This window comes from Saccharothrix sp. BKS2 (genome assembly GCF_047689505.1).
Lineage (GTDB): Bacteria > Actinomycetota > Actinomycetes > Mycobacteriales > Pseudonocardiaceae > Actinosynnema > Actinosynnema lopnurensis.
This window is the reverse complement of record NZ_JAUQOL010000013.1, coordinates 217,629-236,284: the sequence shown is the minus strand read 5'-3', so window position 1 is coordinate 236,284 and position 18,656 is coordinate 217,629. Positions and strand designations below refer to the sequence as shown.

General features: G+C 73.7%; 20 protein-coding genes. 10 read left to right on the top strand and 10 right to left on the bottom strand.

What is annotated here, in order from left to right; translation table 11 throughout:
* Positions 1-17: 17 nt before the first annotated feature.
* From Q5530_RS27435 to Q5530_RS27405, 7 genes are all read right to left on the bottom strand, one after another.
* Positions 18-929 carry a carbohydrate ABC transporter permease gene (locus tag Q5530_RS27435; RefSeq protein ID WP_415365685.1) on the bottom strand — a complete coding sequence of 304 codons (912 nt, stop codon included), beginning with the start codon at positions 927-929 and terminating at the stop codon, positions 18-20.
* Position 930: 1 nt separating this feature from the next.
* Positions 931-1,866 (bottom strand): carbohydrate ABC transporter permease, encoded by a 936-nt coding sequence (locus Q5530_RS27430; protein ID WP_415365684.1) that lies wholly within the window; start codon positions 1,864-1,866, stop codon positions 931-933.
* Between the two features lie 71 nt (positions 1,867-1,937).
* On the bottom strand, positions 1,938-3,191 hold the full coding sequence (locus tag Q5530_RS27425) for an extracellular solute-binding protein (protein WP_415365683.1): 1,254 nt from the start codon (positions 3,189-3,191) through the stop codon (positions 1,938-1,940).
* Between the two features lie 130 nt (positions 3,192-3,321).
* A complete protein-coding gene (locus Q5530_RS27420; protein ID WP_415365682.1) occupies positions 3,322-4,350 on the bottom strand; it encodes a LacI family DNA-binding transcriptional regulator in 1,029 nt (342 codons plus the stop codon).
* A 112-nt stretch (positions 4,351-4,462) separates the two neighbouring features.
* A complete protein-coding gene (locus tag Q5530_RS27415; protein WP_415365681.1) occupies positions 4,463-5,056 on the bottom strand; it encodes a substrate-binding domain-containing protein in 594 nt (197 codons plus the stop codon).
* A gap of 318 nt (positions 5,057-5,374) precedes the next feature.
* Positions 5,375-6,265 carry a S8 family serine peptidase gene (locus Q5530_RS27410; protein WP_415365680.1) on the bottom strand — a complete coding sequence of 297 codons (891 nt, stop codon included), beginning with the start codon at positions 6,263-6,265 and terminating at the stop codon, positions 5,375-5,377.
* 219 nt (positions 6,266-6,484) lie between these two features.
* Entirely contained in the window at positions 6,485-7,129 is a 645-nt protein-coding gene (locus Q5530_RS27405) for a class I SAM-dependent DNA methyltransferase (protein WP_415365679.1), read from the bottom strand.
* Positions 7,130-7,295: 166 nt separating this feature from the next.
* On the opposite strand from Q5530_RS27405, the gene Q5530_RS27400 reads away from it, so the two are divergent.
* Positions 7,296-7,853 carry an EF-hand domain-containing protein gene (locus Q5530_RS27400; protein ID WP_415365677.1) on the top strand — a complete coding sequence of 186 codons (558 nt, stop codon included), beginning with the start codon at positions 7,296-7,298 and terminating at the stop codon, positions 7,851-7,853.
* Between the two features lie 43 nt (positions 7,854-7,896).
* On the opposite strand, the gene Q5530_RS27395 is transcribed toward Q5530_RS27400, so the two are convergent.
* Positions 7,897-8,340, bottom strand: a complete 444-nt coding sequence (locus tag Q5530_RS27395) for a hypothetical protein (protein ID WP_415365675.1) — start codon at positions 8,338-8,340, stop codon at positions 7,897-7,899.
* A 96-nt stretch (positions 8,341-8,436) separates the two neighbouring features.
* Here Q5530_RS27395 and Q5530_RS27390 point away from each other — a divergent pair, with 96 nt between their 5' ends.
* Both Q5530_RS27390 and sigJ read left to right on the top strand, forming a co-directional pair.
* Positions 8,437-9,168 carry an SDR family oxidoreductase gene (locus Q5530_RS27390; RefSeq protein ID WP_415365673.1) on the top strand — a complete coding sequence of 244 codons (732 nt, stop codon included), beginning with the start codon at positions 8,437-8,439 and terminating at the stop codon, positions 9,166-9,168.
* Positions 9,165-10,043: an RNA polymerase sigma factor SigJ gene (gene sigJ / locus Q5530_RS27385; RefSeq protein ID WP_415365671.1), complete on the top strand. Its 879-nt coding sequence runs from the start codon at positions 9,165-9,167 to the stop codon at positions 10,041-10,043. The genes Q5530_RS27390 and sigJ overlap by 4 nt, the downstream gene beginning before the upstream one ends.
* 58 nt (positions 10,044-10,101) lie before the next feature.
* On the opposite strand, the gene Q5530_RS27380 is transcribed toward sigJ, so the two are convergent.
* On the bottom strand, positions 10,102-10,254 hold the full coding sequence (locus tag Q5530_RS27380; RefSeq protein ID WP_415365670.1) for a hypothetical protein: 153 nt from the start codon (positions 10,252-10,254) through the stop codon (positions 10,102-10,104).
* A 92-nt stretch (positions 10,255-10,346) separates the two neighbouring features.
* On the opposite strand from Q5530_RS27380, the gene Q5530_RS27375 reads away from it, so the two are divergent.
* From Q5530_RS27375 to Q5530_RS27350, 6 genes are all read left to right on the top strand, one after another.
* The gene (locus tag Q5530_RS27375; protein WP_415365668.1) at positions 10,347-10,997 is read left to right on the top strand and encodes a response regulator; all 651 of its coding nucleotides are present in this window, start codon (positions 10,347-10,349) and stop codon (positions 10,995-10,997) included.
* A 70-nt stretch (positions 10,998-11,067) separates the two neighbouring features.
* Positions 11,068-11,457 carry an ATP-binding protein gene (locus tag Q5530_RS27370; RefSeq protein WP_415365667.1) on the top strand — a complete coding sequence of 130 codons (390 nt, stop codon included), beginning with the start codon at positions 11,068-11,070 and terminating at the stop codon, positions 11,455-11,457.
* Positions 11,458-11,525: 68 nt separating this feature from the next.
* Complete coding sequence (locus Q5530_RS27365) at positions 11,526-12,602, top strand: PAS domain S-box protein (RefSeq protein ID WP_415365665.1); 1,077 nt, start codon at positions 11,526-11,528, stop codon at positions 12,600-12,602.
* Positions 12,599-13,018, top strand: a complete 420-nt coding sequence (locus Q5530_RS27360; protein WP_415365663.1) for a response regulator transcription factor — start codon at positions 12,599-12,601, stop codon at positions 13,016-13,018. The genes Q5530_RS27365 and Q5530_RS27360 overlap by 4 nt, the downstream gene beginning before the upstream one ends.
* Positions 13,015-13,593 carry an STAS domain-containing protein gene (locus Q5530_RS27355; protein ID WP_415365661.1) on the top strand — a complete coding sequence of 193 codons (579 nt, stop codon included), beginning with the start codon at positions 13,015-13,017 and terminating at the stop codon, positions 13,591-13,593. The genes Q5530_RS27360 and Q5530_RS27355 overlap by 4 nt, the downstream gene beginning before the upstream one ends.
* 99 nt (positions 13,594-13,692) lie before the next feature.
* Complete coding sequence (locus Q5530_RS27350) at positions 13,693-14,757, top strand: spore photoproduct lyase family protein (protein ID WP_380631478.1); 1,065 nt, start codon at positions 13,693-13,695, stop codon at positions 14,755-14,757.
* 53 nt (positions 14,758-14,810) lie between these two features.
* Here the strand turns inward: Q5530_RS27350 and Q5530_RS27345 are convergent, their stop codons facing one another.
* Positions 14,811-15,116, bottom strand: a complete 306-nt coding sequence (locus Q5530_RS27345; protein WP_415365658.1) for a hypothetical protein — start codon at positions 15,114-15,116, stop codon at positions 14,811-14,813.
* A gap of 309 nt (positions 15,117-15,425) precedes the next feature.
* Between Q5530_RS27345 and Q5530_RS27340 the strand changes: the two genes are divergently transcribed.
* Positions 15,426-18,635, top strand: coding sequence for a S8 family peptidase (locus tag Q5530_RS27340; protein WP_415365656.1), 3,210 nt, complete (start codon positions 15,426-15,428; stop codon positions 18,633-18,635).
* Positions 18,636-18,656: the final 21 nt, after the last annotated feature.

Sequence of the window (18,656 nt, the reverse complement as noted above, 5' to 3'; positions counted from 1 at the left end):
GGAGGAGGAGCGGCTCGTCAGCCCTTGACGCCGCTGGAGGCGATGCTGTTGATGAACGACCGCTGGAAGGCGAGGAACAGCGCGAGCACGGGAACGGTGATCATCGACGAGTACGCCATGATCTGCCCCCAGGAGACGTTGAGCTGGAAGAAGTACTGGATGCCGACCATGACCGGGCGCAGTTCCTCGTCCTGCACGACCATGAGCGGCCACAGGTAGGAGTTCCACGCGGGCAGGAAGGTCAGGATCGCCACGGTCGCGATGGCCGGGCCGGACAGCGGCATGACGATCCGCCGGTAGATGCCGAACCACCCCGCGCCGTCGATCAGCGCGGCCTCGTCGAGCTCCTTGGGGATGCTCTGGAAGTACTGGTGGAACAGGAAGATCGAGAACGCGTTCGCGACGAAGGGCAGGACCTGCACCCGGTAGGTGTCCAGCCACCCTTCGGTGAGGGTGAGGCTGAACCCGTTCAACTCCAGCCAGGGCAGCTTGTTCACCCACCACACCATCGGCAGCGCGAAGGTCTCGAACGGCACGATCAGGGTGGCGATGATGACCGTGAGCAGGAGCTTGCGACCGGGCCAGCGCATCCTGGACAGGGCGAAGGCCGCCAGGCTGTTGACCAGGAGGCCCAAGAGGATCGTGATCGCGGAGACGCCGAGGGAGTTGAGCAGGAACCGGACCGCCGGCACGCGGTCGAACACGGCGGTGTAGTTCTCCAGCGACAGGCTGCCGACCGGCAGGAACGCCCGGGGGCTGCCGAGGTCGCCGAAGATCTGCTGGTCCGGCTTGAACGACGAGACCAGCATGAACACCACGGGGAACGCGAAGAACAGCGCGAGCACGAGCCGCAGGGCGTGACCGGTGAGCCTCCGCGCCGCCGTCGGGGGAGCGGAGGTGGCAGGCGATCGGGGGGACCTGGGCGTCATGTCAGTCCTTCTCCCTGGTCAGGTAGCGCTGGACGAGCGAGACGATCAGCACCAGCACGAAGAACACCAGGGAGATCGCCGAGGCGTACGCGGTCTGCTGCTGCTGGTAGCCGCTGCGCACGGCCTGGTAGACCACCGTGGTGGTCGAGTCCAGCGGCCCTCCTTGGGTCATCACGTTGACCTGCGTGAACAGGCTGAACGCCGAGATGGTGATGGTGATCAGCACGAAGGTGCGGGTCGCTCGCAGCCCTGGCCAGGTCACGAACCGGAACCGCGACCACCGGCCCACGCCGTCGATGGACGCGGCCTCGTACAGGTCGGCCGGGATGGTCTGGAGGCCGGACAACCAGATGATCATGTGGAAGCCCGCGCCCTGCCAGACGGACATGAACACGATCGCGGCCAGCGACGTGGACGGGTCGTTGAGCCAGTCCGGTCCCTGGACCAGGCCGAACGTGACCCCCTCGATGATCCGGTTGAGCAGGCCGTCCTGCCGGTAGAGGAACGTCCACACGATGGACACCACCACCATGGAGGTGACCACCGGGATGAAGTAGACGGTGCGGAAGAAGTTCGTGCCCCGGAACCGGCCGTTGACCAGCAGGGCCAGGCCGAGGGCGAGCCCCGCCTGGACGGGCACCACGACGGCCGCGAAGGTGAACGTGTTGAGCAGTGAGCGGAGGAAGACCGGGTCCTCCAGGAGCATCGCGAAGTTGCGCAGACCCACGAACCGGGCCGGGGTCGGTGAGATCAGGCGGGCGCTGGTGAAGGCCAGGGCGAAGGCCAGGCAGACCGGGATGACGAAGAAGACGAGCAGCAGCAGGACCGCGGGGCCGGCCATGCCGAGGGCGGTGATGCCCTCCCTGCGGCGGGCGGCGCCGAGCGTGCTGCCGCGGGCGCGTCGCAGGCGCGCGCGGAGGGGAACAGCGGCGGTCACGAGACCTCCGGGCGGAACGGGCGCGCCCGGTGGAGACGGTCGGTCTCCACCAGGCGGGCGAGGTGGAGCCGTCAGTCGGCGTAGAAGTTGTTCAGCTTGAGGTTGGCGTCGATCTGCTTGACCGCCTCGTCCAGGGCGGGTTTCGGCTCGGCGCCCGCGACGACGTCCTTGGCGGTCTTCTCGAACACCGACGCGATGTAGGGGTAGGCGGGCGTCACGGGACGCACCACCGCGAGGTCGCGGGCGGACCGGACGAGGGTTTCGTACCGGCCACCGGGCTCGTAGCCGGGGATCTGCGCCGCGGCGGCGTCGGTGGCGGGGATGGTGCCGGTCGCCTTGGCGAACTCCAGGAAGTACTCCGTCTTGCGGGTGAACTCCAGGAATGCGCGTGCACCCCCCGGCTGCGCGCAGGTGGCGCTCATGGCCCACTGCCAGGAGGCGCCGCCGATCTTCGGCCCGTTGCCGAAGTCCACCGGCGGCAGGATCAGCAGGTCGTCTCCCAGCTTCTCGACGTTCTTGGCCGCGTCCCAGCTGCCGTCCCACTGGATGGCGGACTTGCCGTTGAGGAAGTCGTCGTTGGGGCTGGAGCCCGACTTCTGCGCCATGTACCCGTCGGTGACCAGGGAGCGGAACCACTTCGCCCAGTCCAGCGCCTCGGGGCCGTTGAGCGCGCCCTCGGCGGTCCTGTAGGAGGAACGGTCGACCAGGTCGCCGCCGAAGCTCTGCAACTGCGGCGAATAGGCGTAGGGCCACCACTCGCCGCTGCCCCCGGTGCCCATCTCCAGCGGGTACTCGAACTTGCCGCCCGCCTTGAGGGCGGCCAGCGCCGAGGCGAACTCCGCCCGGGTCCACGGCTGCTCGGGGGTCGGGATGCGGATGCCGTGTTCGTCGAGCACCGACTTGCGGGCGAACATCGTCAGCGCCACGTCGTAGAAGCCGAAGGCGTAGACCTTGTCCCGGTACTTGCCCACGGTGCTGGGCAGCTGGTCGTCCAGGGGGACCTCGCCGCCCGAGAGCTCCAACGGGGCCAGGTACCCGCCCCAGGCCCAGTTGGGCACGTTGGGGCCGTCCACGTCGAGGATGCAGGGCAGCTTCTTCGACGAGGAGGAGGCGACGACCGCGTCGTTGTAGGAGCCCTGGGGGAACGCCTCGATCTCGACCTCGTACGTCGTCTGGCTCGCGTTGAAGTCGTTGACCACCTTCTCGACGACGTCGTACTCGGCGGCGTTGCCCGCGTTGTGGGTCCACAGCTTCAGCACGCCGTCCCCGGCGCCCGATCCACCACCTCCGGTGCCGCAGCCGGTGAGTGCGGCCGCCGTGGTCACGGCCGCTAGACTCGCCGCGACGAGACGTCTGGTCCGCGCGTTCATGGTTCCTCCATCGTGCTGGGTCGGTTCTCGTCGGGCGGCCGGTGCGAACGGTCGCCCACTCGTGGTCACCCCGCTGTCCCGGTGGTCAAGACCGGGGCGGCGGGGCGATCGAATCCCTGGCCACCAGGGGGCAGTGCAGTACCTCCTGGAGCGCGGGGCCGGCGGTGTCGGGCGTGTCGATGAGGGCTTGCAGGAGCTCTATCGCCCGTGCCCCCATCCCGTAGTGGGGCAGGGCGACGGTGCTCAGGGCGGGGTGGAGGTTCTCGCTGATCAACTCCTGGTTGTCGAAGCCGATCACGGACACGTCCGCCGGGATCGCGAGACCGAGTTCGGCCGCCGCGCGGTAGGCGCCCATCGCCATGCGGTCGTTGAAGCAGAACAGCGCCGTGGGCCTGTTCGCGGACGCGAGCAGGGCGCGGGCCGCGCGGTGGCCGCCGGGCGCGTCCGAGCGGTCGGCGACGACCAGCGCGGGGTCGAACCCGATGCCCCCCTCGGCCAGCGCGGCCCGGTACCCGGCGAGCCTGCCCCGCGAGGCGGGGATGTCGTCGGTGTTGGTGACGAACCCGATCCGGCGATGACCGTGCGCGAGGAGCTCCCGGGTTGCCGTCAAACCGCCCTGCTCCTCGTCGGGCACGACCGAGGGCACCGCGGAGTCCTGCGCGCTCGCGTCCACCAGGATCGTCGGCACCGACCGCAGTGGGGGCGGCACCTGCACGACCCGGTGGTACATCGACGCGTAGAGGATGCCGTCGACGCCGTGCTGCACCAGCAGGGTGATCGCCTTGCGCTCCAGCTCCGGGTCGCCGCCGGTGTTGAGCATGAGCAGCAGCAGCCCCCGCTCGGTGCCCGCGTCCTGGGCGCCCTGGATGATCTGTCCCGCGTGGGGGGTCGTGGCGATCTCGTCGCCGATGAAGCCCACCGTGTAGGTGCGGCTGGTCCGCAGCCCCCGCGCCAGGCTGTTCGGGCGATACCCCAGATCACGGGCCACCCGGATCACGGTGGCCCGGGTTTCGGGGTTGATCCGCTTGCCCTCGACCTCGTTGAGGATGTGGGAGACCGTGGTCGCGGAAACACCGGCCGCTGCCGCCACGTCCTTGATCCCGATGCGCTTCACCGCAACCTGCCAAATCGTTTGGGCACTTGGTGCGGTGAAGGATTCATCAGGATGAAGCGGCTGTCAACGACCTGTTACGCACCCGTGTCCGACAGGGGCTGCGAACTCGGCGTCACCGCGCCCGCTGCGCGACGGCGCCGGTCCGGTCGTGCGTCGGTGGGAGCTCGCCCGAACCGCGCGCCACGAGGGTGGCCGGGACGACGGCGTGCGTCGGCGGCGACTGGTCGCCGCCGATGCGGGCGAAGATCAGTTCCGCGGCCTTGCGGCCGAGGGCGGGGACGTCCTGGCGCAGGACGGTGACGCCGGGTTCGAGCATGTCGGCCAGGGGGAAGTCGTCGAAGCCGATGAGCGCGACCGAGCGGTGCAGGTCGCGGTCGCGCAGGGCGCGCATCGCGCCGACGGTGACCAGGTTCTGCGCGGTGAACAGCGCGGTCGGCGGCTCGTCGAGGTCGAGCAGGGCGGCGGTGGCGGCTTCGGCGGCGTCGGGGCCGTGCAGGTCGGTGCGGACGAGTTCCGCGCGCAGGGTCAGGCCGGTGTGGGCGAGCCCTTCGACGTAGCCGGTGTAGCGCTCCTGGCTGGTCCACAGCGTCTGGCGGTCGCCGAGGAAGGCGATGCGCCGATGACCGTGACCGGCCGCCAGTGAAGACTCCTCGGGACGACCGTCGCTCTCACCGTGCCCGCGGAGGTCGTAGCGCAGTGACGCCACGCCTGTGTCAGCCAGACCGGCCGCCAGGCGCGTGAAGAAGCCGCCCTCCTCGCGTCACGCCGCCGCTGTGCACCAGGACGACGGCGTGCTCAGCCGGGGCTTCGGGCAGCACCAGGGTGCCCTGGAGGTGCAGGCCATCGAGGGTGCGGAGGCGGAGCGAGCTGGACGAGGCGGTCATGATGGCTCCTGCGTGTCGGTGGACGCCTGGTTCCAGGATCTCCCCCTCACAGGTGGTGAACCCTGACCCGGTAGGCGGACCCGGACGCCGAGGGCAGCCCGACCGGCTCGTTCCGGGAGAACTCCGGGTGATCCGCGGGATCACCGGGTGCCGCGCCCACGGGCACGCCGGCCCGCCCACACCCCCAGCGGCACCAGCGCCACCGCCGACCACCACCACACCCCGCCGCCCCGTGGCGGACCCTCCTCCAGCGCCCGCGCCGGGTCGACCACGCCGAACCCGTACTCCGGGTCGCGGCCCGGCGGCCCGGCGTCCCGCGCGGTGGACGTCAGCAGCTCCACCACCTCGACGGCGTCCAGGTCCGGGTGCTCCGCCCGCACCAGCGCCACCGCCCCGGACACCAGGGCCGCCGCGTAGCTGGTGCCGCTGCGCTCGCCGCGCGAGGTGGGCACGTCCACACCGGGCGCGGCCAGCACGACCTCCGGCCCGGACACGCTCACGTCCTCCCGGAACCGCCCCTCGCGGTCCACTGCGGACACGGCCACCACGTGCTCGCCGCGCGCCAACGCCGTGACCCCGGCGTCCGTCCCGGTGTTGCCCGCCGCGACCACCACGACCACGTCGTGCTCGGCGGCGTACCGCAGGCCCTCGTCGAACGACCCGGCCCCGCCGCCGAGCGACAGGTTCACCACCCGCGCCCCGCGGTCGACCGCCCACTTCAGCGCCTCGGTGGCGTCCGCGCTGCCCCCGGTCACCTTCACCGGCAGCACCCGCGCGCCGGGGGCCACCCCCGACCGCCCCGCGATCAGCGCGGCGACGGACGTGCCGTGCCCCGAGGCGTCCCGGGCCCCGGAACCGAGGTCGGGGAACTCCGCCCCGGGCAGCACCACCCCGGCGAGGTCGGCGTGGTCGGGGTCCACCCCGGTGTCCAGCACGGCCACGGTCACGCCGGACCCGTCCGTGTGCGCCCACGCCCGCTCCAGGCCCAGCTGCCCGACCCAGAACGCGACCGCCGCCAGGACCGTGATCATCCGCGCGTCACCGGTCGCGCACCGGGCCGCGACGCGCGGGTCACGTCCGGCACCGCGGAAGCCGGCTCCACGTCGTCGCCCCCCCTGGCTGATCGTTTCGCGAAGCCGAGCGAACCGCACTTCCGGGGGAGGTGTCAAGGAACCGGCGTCACACTGGTGGGGGGAAAGGAAAAACGCGTCCCGCCGGGCGGGACAGTCCTCGGGTCGACGGGTCCGCCATCACCCGCGGCGCGCGAAGAGGAACGCCTGCGGGGCTTCCCCCTCCGGGTCGAGCAGCAACTGGGCCTCCACCTCGAAACCGGCCTCGCGCAGCCAGGTCGCCACCCGCTCGGGCCGGCGGCGGTGGACGTGGACCTTCATCGGGTGGCCGCCGTAACCCGCGGTCTTCAGCCGGGTCTCGTCGCCGACGTGGAACAGCAGGTGCAGCGGGCCGCCCGGCCGCAGCGCCCGGTGGAAGTGCCCGAACACGGTCGGCACCAGGTCGTCGGGCACGTGGATCAGCGACTGCCAGGCCACCAGCCCGGCCACCGAGGCGGCGGGCAGGTCCAGCTCCGTCATCGAGCCCACCTCGAACCGCAGGCCGGGGTGGGCTCGCCGGGCCACGTCGACCATGCCGGGGGAGAGGTCGATCCCGAAGGCGTCGAGCCCGAGTCCGCCCAGGTGGGCGGTGACCTCCCCGGAACCGCAGCCGACGTCGGCCACCGGTCCGCCGCCGGCCTCCCGAACGTCCTCGGCGAACAACGCCAGGGCCGTCCGGAGGTACCGGCGCTCGGCGATGGCCCCGCGCACCTGGTCGGCGTAGGCGACCGCGACCGTGTCGTACGAGGTGCGGGTGTCGGCCAGCCAGTCGTCCACGAGCGGCACGGTAGTCCACGGGCCGGCGCCGACCGCGGTTCGGCGGCCCGTCCATCCCCCGATGGTGGACACCGGCGGTCCGGTCGTGCGGTATCCCCGCCCAGCCCTTGCCCGCCCCTCCCCGGCGCCACCATCCTGTGTGCCGCCCGCGTCACCGACCGCGTACGGAGGGTTCGTGCCTCTCACCGACCTGCTCAAGGCCAAGATCAACCACGGCTTCGACCACCTGGACGTCGACGGGGACGGGTTCCTCGGCGAGCAGGACCACGTCCTGATGGGCAAGCGGGCGGCCGAGGCCCTCGGGCACGCGCCCGGGTCGCCGCAGGAGCAGCGCATCGTCGACGCCTACCTGAGGATCTGGCACGACCTGCACCTGCCGCACGTCCCCGGCGGTGGCACGACCATCTCGCGCGAGCAGTTCCTCACCTCCACCGGCTCCCTCTCCGACGACCCGGGGGCCGCCAGGTCGACCATCGGCGCGCTGGCCGAGGCGTTCCTGGCCGTCGCCGACGTCGACGCCGACGGCAGCCTGAGCCCCGCCGAGTTCCTGGTCTTCCAGCGCGGCCACTTCCCCGGCCTGAGCGAGGCCGAGGCCGCGGAGGCGTTCGAGCACCTCGACACGGACGGCGACGGCCGCCTGACCGCCGAGGAGTTCACGCGCGCGTGCGTGGAGTTCTGGTCGAGCACGGACCCGTCCGCGCCCGGCAACTGGTGGATGGGGCGCGTGGGGTGATCGCCGCGCCCGGTGCGACCCGTGCGCCGGCGGCCCCGGCACCTCAGGTCTGCGGCCACATGGAGTAGACGACGTCGTCCCCGTCCGCGCACACCACCTGCGGCAGCGCCGGTTCCGGCACCTGGTTGCACGTCATCGCGGCGACCACCAGCGGCGGCAGGCCGGGGGTCGGGTCGTGGCGCTCGGCGTAGTAGTCGACGAGGACGGCGGCCGCCCCGTCGCAGTCCAGGCGGCCGGACGGGGTCTCGACCACGACGGCCAGCATCGGTTTGCCCAGGGCGCCCGGGAACGGCTGGTCGCAGTAGCGGGCCGGGGCGCCCTCGTCGATCTCGGGCAGCTCCACGGGCGTCGGCTCGTCCGGCTCGGCGGTGCTCGTGGTCGTGGTCGTGGCTTCACCGGTCGTGGTCCTGACTGCGGCGCCCGAGCCCGTTACGGTCGTGGCACAGCCCGTGACCAGGGCCAACAGTCCTGCCAGGAGGATCTTCACGCCCGGTCGGGGCGGGACGCCGCCGGGGATGTCACAGTTCGTCGGGCCGGATCGTCCTGGTGATGACGGAATTCGCACGATCGTTGGGACGCGGGGATGAAGATCGCGGTTGCGGGTGGCACCGGAGTTGTCGGGCGCAAGGTCGTCGAGGAGGTCGCGCGGGCCGGGCACGAGGCCGTGGTGATCAGCCGGTCCACCGCCGACCTGACCACGGGGGAGGGCCTGGACGAGGCGCTGGCGGGGTGCGAGGCGGTGATCGACGTCTCCAACGGTCCGGCGTGGACGCGCGAGGAGGCGGAGCGGTTCTTCACCTCGGCCACCACCCACCTGCTCGACTCGGCCGAACGGGCGGGCGTGCGGCACCTGGTGGTGCTGTCGATCGTCGGCGCCGACGAGGTCGACCTGGACTACTACTTCGGCAAGCGCCGCCAGGAGGCCCTGGTCGCGGCCGGGCGGGTGCCGTGGACGGTGCTGAAGGCCACGCAGTTCTTCGAGTTCGCCGGGCAGGTGCTGGCGCAGGCGAGCGGACCGGTGGCGCGGGTGCCCGCCATGCTGTCGCAGCCGGTGGCCACCGAGGACGTCGCGGGCCGGCTGGTCGAGCTCGCCGCCGGTGAGCCGCGGGGGTTCGTGCTGCCCATCGCCGGGCCCGAGCGGCTGCGGGTGGTGGACATGGCCCGGCAGCTGGTCGCCCGGCGCGGCGACGACCTGCGGGTGGAGGAGGCCGAGGGCGGGCCCGCCGGGCTGGCCACCGGCGGCCTGACCCCCCGGGGCGAGTACACCGGGGGCGGGCGGACCTGGGCCGAGTACCTGGACTCGGTGGGGGCGTGAGCCGCGTCGCCGAGCTGGCCGCCGAGTACACCCGCGTGCGGCCCCGGCTGGTCGGGGTCGCCTACTCCATCGTCGGCACCCTGGCCGAGGCGCAGGACGTCGTCTCGGACTGCTGGCTGAAGCTGGCCGACGCCGACGCGCGGGAGCGCGTCCTCGACGTGGAGGCGTGGGCGGTCGTGGCGGTGGCCCGGCGGGCGGTGGACGTGCTGAGGTCGGCGCGCGTGCGGCGGGAGGAGTACGTCGGGCCGTGGCTGCCCGAACCGCTGGTCGACCCCGGCTCGCCAGACCCGGCCGAGCGCGTGACCCTGGACGACACCGTGAGCTACGCGCTGATGGTCGTGCTGGAGACGCTCACCCCGGCCGAGCGCACCACGTGGGTCCTGCACGAGGTCTTCGGCATGTCGTTCCCGGAGATCGCCGCGGTGGTGGGGCGCGGCCCCGCCGCCGTGCGGCAGCTGGCGGTGCGGGCCAGGGCGCACGTCACGGCCGGCGCGCCCCGCGTGGACGTGGCCGCGCCCGAGCACCGCCGGGTGGTGGACGCCTTCCTCGGCGCGGTCGAGGGCGGCGACCTGGCCGCGCTGGTCGGCCTGCTGGACCCGGACGTGGTGCTCACCAGCGACGGCGGCGGCCTGCTCGGCGTGGCGCGCCGCCCGGTGCACGGGCCCGACCACGTGGCGCGCTTCGTGCTCGGCGTGCGCCGCAAGGTCGCCGCCGACGAGCGCCTGGTGCCGCTGGCGGTCAACGGCGGTCCGGGGTTCGCCGTGCTGCGGGCGGACGGCACGACGCGCTTCGTCTGCTCGATCACCGCCGCCGGCGACCGGGTGCGGCGGGTGGACATCGTCGTGGCGCCCGCCAAGCTGCCCCGGGCGCGGTAACGGCCGGTGCCGGTGCTCACCGGCCCGTGAGCACCGGCCCGTGAGCACCGGCCCGCGCTCACCGGCCCGCGCGATCCACCCCCGCCCGCGCCGCCGGCCCGTCGAACTCCGCCAACCGCAGCGGCCGCTCCGCCGTCGGCAGCGTGCACGCCGCCACCCGCGGCTCCTCGACCGCCGACACCTCCGGCTCGTTCCACCCCTGAGCGCTCATCCCCCGACAGCAAGCCGCCGATCGGGGGCCGGGCCGCAGACCGACTAGGGTGGGCTGCTGGCTCCGCACGGCTACGTAGGGACCGCACCGCCATGCCGCACCAAGACGCTCCGCGCGCTCCCGTTCGCGTGGTCCTGGTCGAGGACCACCACCTGGTGGCCGAGGTGATCCGGCTGGCCTGGGAGGACTCCGACGAGGTCGAGGTGGTCTCGACCGCCGGGTCCGTGACCGACGCCCTGGCCGACGTCCGGCGGCACCGCCCCGACGTGGTGCTGCTCGACCGCCGCCTGCCCGACGGCGACGGCCTCCGGGCGGTGTCGAGCTTCGTCGAGTTCGGGGCCCGGGTGCTGGTGCTGACCGGCGAGGCGACCGTGTCGGCGGCCTCCCGGGTGGCGGAGTCCGGCGCGTCCGGCCTGGTGCTCAAGTCCTCCCGGCTCGACGAGCTGACCGAAGCGGTGCGGCGGGTGGCGGAGGGCGAGGTCGTGTTCGACGGCGGCCTGCTCGCCGGGGTGCTGGACAAGCTCACCGGGAGGTCGGCCCCGCCGGGCGTGGCGCTCACCACCCGGGAGCGCGAGGCGTTGTCCCTGCTCGCGGAGGGTGCGAGCACCGAGGAGATGGGCGAGCGCATGGGCGTGGCGCGCAACACCGTGCGCAACCACGTCCAGCGGGTGCTGGAGAAGCTGGGCGCCAGGTCGAAGCTGGAGGCGGTGGCCATCGCCCGCCGTGACGGCCTGCTCGACTGATGCTTCTGCACCAGTTCGCCGGGTGCCGCTGCGTCTGGGCGGACCGGTGCCCGTGCGGCACGGTGTCCTCGTGGACGTTTCGGTGACGAACCCGGTGGCGGAGTTCAGCGCCCCTCCGGGCCGGGGTGGGGCGGCGCTGGCCCGCGACTTCGTCCGCAGGACCCTCGCCGACTGGGGCTACCGGGGCGACCACGACGACGCCGTGCTGGTGGTCTCCGAGCTGGTCACCAACACGCTGCGGCACGCCTCGGGCGTCCCGCTGCTCCGGCTGGTCGGCGCCGCGCGCGGGCTGCGGATCGAGGTCGCGGACAGCAGCCCCGTGCTGCCCAGGTCGCGTCCCCCCGGCTCCTCCGGGGGTTGGGGAGTGCCCCTGGTCCAGCGGCTGACGGCGTGCTGGGGCACCGAGCCCCGGTCCGGTGGCAAGGTCGTCTGGTGCGAGATGCCCGCCACGGCGTCTTGAGCGCCGCCACCCCACCCCGGGCGGCGTGGCCGGTGCGGTCGGTGGGCCCGGTGGTGGACAGTGTCGTCATGACCGCGGACCCGCCCCACCCCCTGGACCCCTACGAGCGGCCTCCGGTCGAGGACTACCGCCTGCTCGTCGAGAGCGTGGTGGACTACGCGATCTTCATGCTCGACCCGCTGGGCCGGGTGGTGAGCTGGAACCCTGGCGCGGAGCGCATCAAGGGCTACCTGGCCGAGGAGATCGTCGGCCGGCACTTCTCGGTGTTCTACCCGGCCGAGTCCCTGGCCACGCGCAAGCCCTGGCACGAGCTGGAGGTGGCCGGCGAGGTCGGTCGGTTCGAGGACGAGGGCTGGCGGCTGCGCAAGGACGGCTCGCGGTTCTGGGCCAACGTGGTGATCACCGCCCTGTTCGACGACCAGGGCCGGCTGCGCGGGTTCGCCAAGGTCACCCGGGACCTGACCGAGCGGCGGCGGTCCGAGCAGGCGCTGCGCGAGCAGCGCAGGCTGGTCGGCCACCTGGTGGAGGCCCAGGAGCTGGAGCGCCGCCGCATCGCCTGGGACGTGCACGACGACTCGATCCAGGCCATGGTCGCGGTCGGCATGAGGCTCCAGCTGCTGGCCGGCCGCCTGCCCGCCGAGCACGCCGCCGTGGTCCACCGGCTGGACGAGACGGTCCGGGAGACCATCGGCCGCCTGCGCGGCCTGGTGTTCCGGCTGCGGCCCCCGGAACTCGAGCGGCACGGCCTGGCCGAGGCGCTGGACCACTACCTCGCCGACGCGACCGGCTCGTGGGGGATCGACTACCGGCTGCGGCACTCGCTGGACCACGAACCGCCCGCCGACACGGCGATCACGATCTTCCGCATCTGCCAGGAGGCGGTCAACAACGTGCGCAAGCACGCGCGGGCGACCACCGTCGAGATCAGCCTGTCCTCCGCCGACGAGGGCACGCTGGTCGAGGTCTCCGACGACGGCGTCGGGGTCGGGCGGCTGTCCGACCCCAACGCCCTGGAGCACTTCGGCACCATCGAGATGCGCGAGCGGGCCGAGACGGCGGGCGGCTGGTGGTCGCTGACCGACCGACCCGGCGGTGGCGCGGTGGTGCAGTTCTGGGTACCGACGACGGTGGAGGCCGAGCGGTGACGCCCGCCAAGCTCAGCGTGGTCATCTCCGACGACGACGCCATGATCCGCGACGCGCTGCGCGAGGTCCTGGACGCCGAACCGGACCTGGAGGTGGTCGGGGTCGCCGCCGACGCCGACGAGGCCATCGACCTGACCAGGCGGCACGTCCCCGCGGTCGTGGTCCTCGACGTCCGGATGCCCGGCGGCGGCGGGGGCCGCGCCGCCCGGGAGATCCGCAGGCTGGCGCCGGGCACCGGCATCCTGGCGCTCTCGGCTTACGCCGACCTGGCCGCCGTGGAGGACATCCGGGCGGCCGGGGTCACCGAGTACATCGTCAAGGGCGCGCCCAACCGTGACATAGTGGCTGCTGTGCGACGCCTCGGCACTGGTAGAACGTCGGGTGAACACCGCAGCCCACAGCGGGAGACGCCGTGACCGAGCCCATCGAGCCGCCACCGTTCGACCTCGACGTGCGCGTCGGTCGCGCGGGCGATGCTCATGTTGTCGCTCTTTCGGGTGAACTTGATGTGGACAGCGCGCCGCCTGTCCACGCCGCCGTGGACGACGCCCTCAGGGCCGGGCCGCCGCTGCTGGTCCTGGACCTGAGCGAGGTGGTGTTCTTCGGCTCGCCGGGCCTGTCGCTGTTGTTAGGGGCCCACGAGCGGGCGCTCGGGGCGGGCGGGGCGGTCGCCGTCGTGGCCGACCGCAGGCCCGTGCTGCGGCCGCTGGAGGTCACCGGCGTCACGGCGGTGCTCGACATCTACGCCTCCCGGGCCGAGGCGCTGGACGCGCTGGGCTCGGTCGTCCAGCGAACCGGCAGCCCCGCCACGGGCAGCCCTGCCCCGGGCGACGCCACCACCGGGAGCCCCGCCACCGGCAGTCCCGCCACGGGCGGCCCCACCACGGGCGGCCCCACCACAGGCGACGCCACCACGGGCGGCCCCACCACCGACCCCGCCACCGGCAGCCCCACCACCGATCCCACCCCGACCACCGACCCCAACGCGTAACGGGGAACTCCCGGGGGTGGCCCGGCTCACGGCGGTGAGGCCCGGCACACGGGGCCGCTCGTCGTGCGGGTTCGTCGGTCCTGCTCGGACACTGGAGGGGTGACCGCACCACCGCTGATCTCGCCCACCCGCATCTACGTGGAGCCCGCCGCCGCCGCACTGCCCCGCGGGCGCGCGGTGCTCGACCGCTTCCCCGACGCCGAGCTGGTCGAGGTGGCGAGCCACTGGCAGATCCCCGAGCTGCACGGCGACGAGGCGAACGCGCGCCGCTGGGTGCGCATCAAGCGGGAGGCGCTCGTGCTCGGCGTGAAGAAGTCGCTCAGCGCCCGGCCCAACGGCCGGTCCGCCCACTTCATCGCCCCGTCCACGGCCAACGGGTGCGCGATGGCGTGCGCCTACTGCTACGTGCCCCGGCGCAAGGGCTACTCCAACCCCATCACGGTGTTCGCCAACATCGAGCAGATCACCGGTTACCTGGCCAGGCACGTGGCGCGCCAGGGCCCCCTGACCGAACCGGACCAGGTCGACGACCACGCGTGGGTCTACGACATCGGGGAGAACTCGGACTGCGCGGTCGACGCGCTGGTCAGCGACAACGTGCGCGACCTGGTGGAGCTGTTCCGCGACCTGCCCACGGCCAAGGCGTCGTTCGCGACCAAGCACGTCAACCGCGACCTGCTCGACTGGGACCCGCGCGGCCGCACCCGAGTGCGCTTCTCCCTGATGCCCGAGCGCACCGCCAAGCTGCTCGACATCCGCACCAGTCCCGTGGCCGAGCGCCTGGCCGCGCTGGACGACTTCCGCGCCGCGGGCTACGAGGTCCACGTCAACCTCAGCCCGGTCGTGGTGCACGACGGCTGGCTGGACGACTGGCGCGAGCTGCTGGAGGCGCTGGGCGACGCCGCCTCGCCGGAGACCCGGGCGCAGCTGGCCGCCGAGGTGATCATGCTGACGCACAACCGGGCGCTGCACGAGGTGAACCTGCGCTGGCACCCGAAGGCGGAGGAGCTGCTGTGGCGGCCCGACCTCCAGGAGGTCAAGCGCAGCGAGGGCGGCGGGGTCAACGTGCGGTACCGGGCGGGTCTCAAGCGGGGGCTGCTCGACGAGCTGCTCGCGCTGATCGACCGGCACGCCCCGTACCTGCGGGTGCGCTACGCCTTCTGACCGGACGGGAGGCCGGCGCCGCGCCGCGCCGACCCGGACCACGTCCTCGTGGATCAGCCGATCTGCTCGCAGTCCTCCGCGACGATCCCGTTCTCCCGGTACGGCGCGCCGTGCCAGCACTCGTACGCGTTCTCGGAGTCGCGCACGACGAACATGTCGTTGATCTCCTCGAACGGGGCCGGATCGCAGTGGTTCGCGGCGATCCGGTCGCTCTGCTCGCGGATCTCGTCGCAGTAGAACTCGGCCGCTCGCGCGACCGCGGCGGAGGGCGCCTCGACCGCTGCGCCGGCCGTGCCGGCCACCGTGCCCGTCGCGGCGCCGGCGGCGAGCAGAACGGCCCCGAGGATCAGTCCTCGCATGTCATATCTCCTTCATCGGTGAATCGAACTGCACCGCCACAGCACCACGGCGGGACCACCGCCGCGACACGGCGCACACCACCGGGCGAAGACGCCCACCCGACCGAGGCACACCCCGCGCGGGGCCGGACATCGCGCCTTACGGTGCCCCGCCACCCGGTCCCGCCGCGGTGCGGATCCAGGCACCCCTCTCGCGATTCCGTTGTCCACACAACGTTGTTCAGCGCCGGGGGCACGGACCTGAACAGCGGCCGGGACCCTAACGTCGAACCGGTTCCTCCCGATGTCGGACGAAATCAGGAGACAACCGTGTCGCACCCTCGAACACGTCGGCGCGCCGCCCGCGCGGCGACCGCCCTCGTGGTGGTCCTCTTGACGGGCAGCACCGCCGCGACCACCGCCGCCACCTCCACCACCCCGGCCACCACCACCGCCGGCGGCCCGACCACGACGGTCACCCTGGTCACGGGTGACCGGGTGGTGCTCGACCGCGGCCGCGTCGTGGCGGTCCGGCCGGGCGCGGGGCGCGGGGGCGTGTCGTTCCACGCGTTCCACCGCGCGGACCACGTGCACGTGGTCCCGGGTGACGCCGCCCGGCCGCTGGCCCAGGACCGGCTTGACCCCCGGCTGTTCGACGTCACCGGACTGGTGGAGGCGGGCTACGACGACGCCCGCCGCGACAGCGTGCCGCTCGTCGTGGCCCGCGGGGACGACTTCACCGCCACCGCAGTGCCGAAAACCGGGACGCCGAAGACCGGGACGCCGAAGACCGGGGCGGTCCCGGTGTTCCAGGGGCTGCTCACCGACCCGGGCGTGCGGAAGGTCTGGCTGGACGGCGTGCGCCGGGTGCTCCTGGACCGCTCCACCGCCCAGGTCGGCGCGCCCGCCGCGTGGGCCGCGGGCCACACCGGCGCGGGCGTGCGGGTCGCCGTGCTGGACACCGGTGTGGACGGCGACCACCCGGACCTGGCGGGTCGGGAGGTCGCGGAGCGCAACTTCAGCGCCGAGCCGGACGCGGTCGACCGGGCCGGTCACGGCACGCACGTCGCCGCCACCATCGCCGGCGGGGGCGCGAGGTACCGGGGCGTCGCGCCGGACGCCCGGATACTCGACGGCAAGGTGTGCGAGGCGAGCGGCGGCTGCCGGGAGTCCGCGGTCCTGGCGGGCATGGAGTGGGCGGTCGAGCAGGGCGCCGACGTGGTGAACCTGAGCCTCGGCTACCAGGACAGCCCCGGCGTCGACCCGCTGGAGGAGGCCGTCAACGCGCTGTCCGCCCGGACCGGCGCCCTGTTCGTGGTCGCCGCGGGCAACGCCGGTCCGGCGCCGGGCGGTGTCACCTCACCGGGCAGCGCGGACGCCGCGCTCACCGTGGGCGCGGTCGGGCGCGACGACGCCCTGGCCCACTTCTCCAGCCGCGGCCCGCGCGTCGGCGACGGCGCGGTCAAGCCGGACCTCACCGCGCCCGGCGTGGACATCGTCGCGGCCGAGGCGGGCGGCGACGGGCACCTGGCGATGTCCGGCACCTCCATGGCGACCCCGCACGTCGCGGGCGCGGCGGCGCTGATCGCCCAGCAGCACCCGGACTGGACCGGGGCGCGGATCAAGGCCGTGCTCACCGCGTCGGCCGAGCCGAACGCCGACCTGACCGCGTTCGAGCAGGGCTCGGGGCGGCTGGACCTCGCCCGCGCCATCACCACCACGCTCACCACCGACCCGGTCGCGGTCGACCTCGGCGTGCAGCTGTGGCCGCACGAAGACGACGCCCCGGTCACCCGCCGGTACACCTACCGCAACGCGGGCGACGCCCCGGTCACCCTCGCCCTCGCGGTGCGGGCGCGGGGCCCGGACGGCACGCCCGCCCCCGCCGGGATGTTCGCCGTCACCCCGACCGCGCTGACCGTCCCGGCGGGCGGCGAGGCGGCGGCGAGCGTCACCGCGGACACCCGGCTCGGCGCGCTGGGCGGGGCCTACTCGGGCGCCGTCGTGGCGACCGGCGGCGACGAGCCGCTGCGCACGCCGGTGGCGGTGGACCGGGAGGCGGAGAGCTACGACACCACCTTCGCGCACCTCGACCGGTCCGGTGGGCCCGAGGACGAGTACCACACCTACGTCATCGGCCTGTCCAACCAGCGCACCGCCACCCTCTCCGCCGGCCGCGACACCGTCCGGCTGCCCGCGGGGAGCTACTTCGTCGTGTCCGAGCTCTGGACCGACGGGCAGCTCAGCCTGCTGGTCCGGCCCGACCTGGCGGTCACCGCGACGAGCACGGTCACCCTGGACGCCAGGGGGGCGAAACCGCTGCGCGTCACCGCGCCGGACCCGGCCGCCGAACCCCTCCTCGGCTCGGTGCAGCTCTCCCGGCGCCTCGGCGGCCGGCCGGGCGACCTCACCGGGATCGCCGGCATCTACCCGGGCGGCTTCCCGGCGGGCACGACCATCGGGCACGTCGGCCCGGAGCTGTCCGAGGACGAGGTGAGCACCGTGATCGGCGCGGAGTTCGCCGCGCCCCCGGTGGGCTCCACGCCGGTGCACCACCGGTTCGCCTGGGAGGTGCTCGGGCACGTGCCCACCGGGTTCGAGCGGGCGCCCGCGGCCCGCGACCTCGCGCGCGTCCGCACCTCGTTCGGCCCGGCGCTGCCCGGGAAGGTCCACCTCCACGGCCTGGCCATGGACGACTCCTCCGGCATCGGCGGCATCTCCTGGCTGACCGGGGCGCCGCCGTCCGGCACCGCGGTCGACTACGTCACCACCGACGGCAACCCGTGGCGGCGGGCGTTCTTCCAGGACGGCGAGGCGCTCAGCGAGACCGGCCTGTTCTCCGGCGCGGAGCGCTACCGGGCCGGCCGGACCTACGACCGGTCGTCGAACCACCCGGTCTTCGGGCCCGCGCTGCCGCCGGCGCGCTACCCGTACCTGTCCCGGGCCGGTGACCTGGTCGACATCGGCCTGCCGCTGTTCGGCGACGGTCAGGGGAACCGGGGCTTCTCGCTGACCTCGTCCGCGCGCACCGCGCTGTACCGCGACGGCGAGCTGGTGGGGGAGTCGGACAACCCGACCTTCGCCACGTTCCCGGTGCCGCCGGGCCCGGCCGACTACCGGTTGGAGGTCGGCGCGGACCGCGCGCCCGGCATCTCGGAGTTCGCCACGCGGGTGGGGTTGAGCTGGACGTTCCGCTCCGGCACGGTGCCGGGGAACGGCTACCGGGCGCTGCCGCTGTCGGTGGTCCGCTTCACGCCGCGCCTGGACGCGTCCGGGGCGGCGCCCGCCGGCGGGGTCCTGCGCGTGCCGCTGGTGGTGGACCGGCAGGAGGGCCCGGACCGGGTCGACCTGCGGCGGTTCCGGGTGGAGGTGTCCTTCGACGACGGCGGGCGGTGGAGCCCGGTCCCGGTGGCCGGCTCCACCGCGCTGGTCCGCAACGGCGCGGCGAAGGGCGCGTACGCCTCGCTGCGGGTGGCGGCGACCGACGGCCGGGGCCGCGAGCTGCGGCAGACCGTGATCCGCGCGTACCGGCTCGGCTGAGGGCGCGAGGGGGCCGCCACC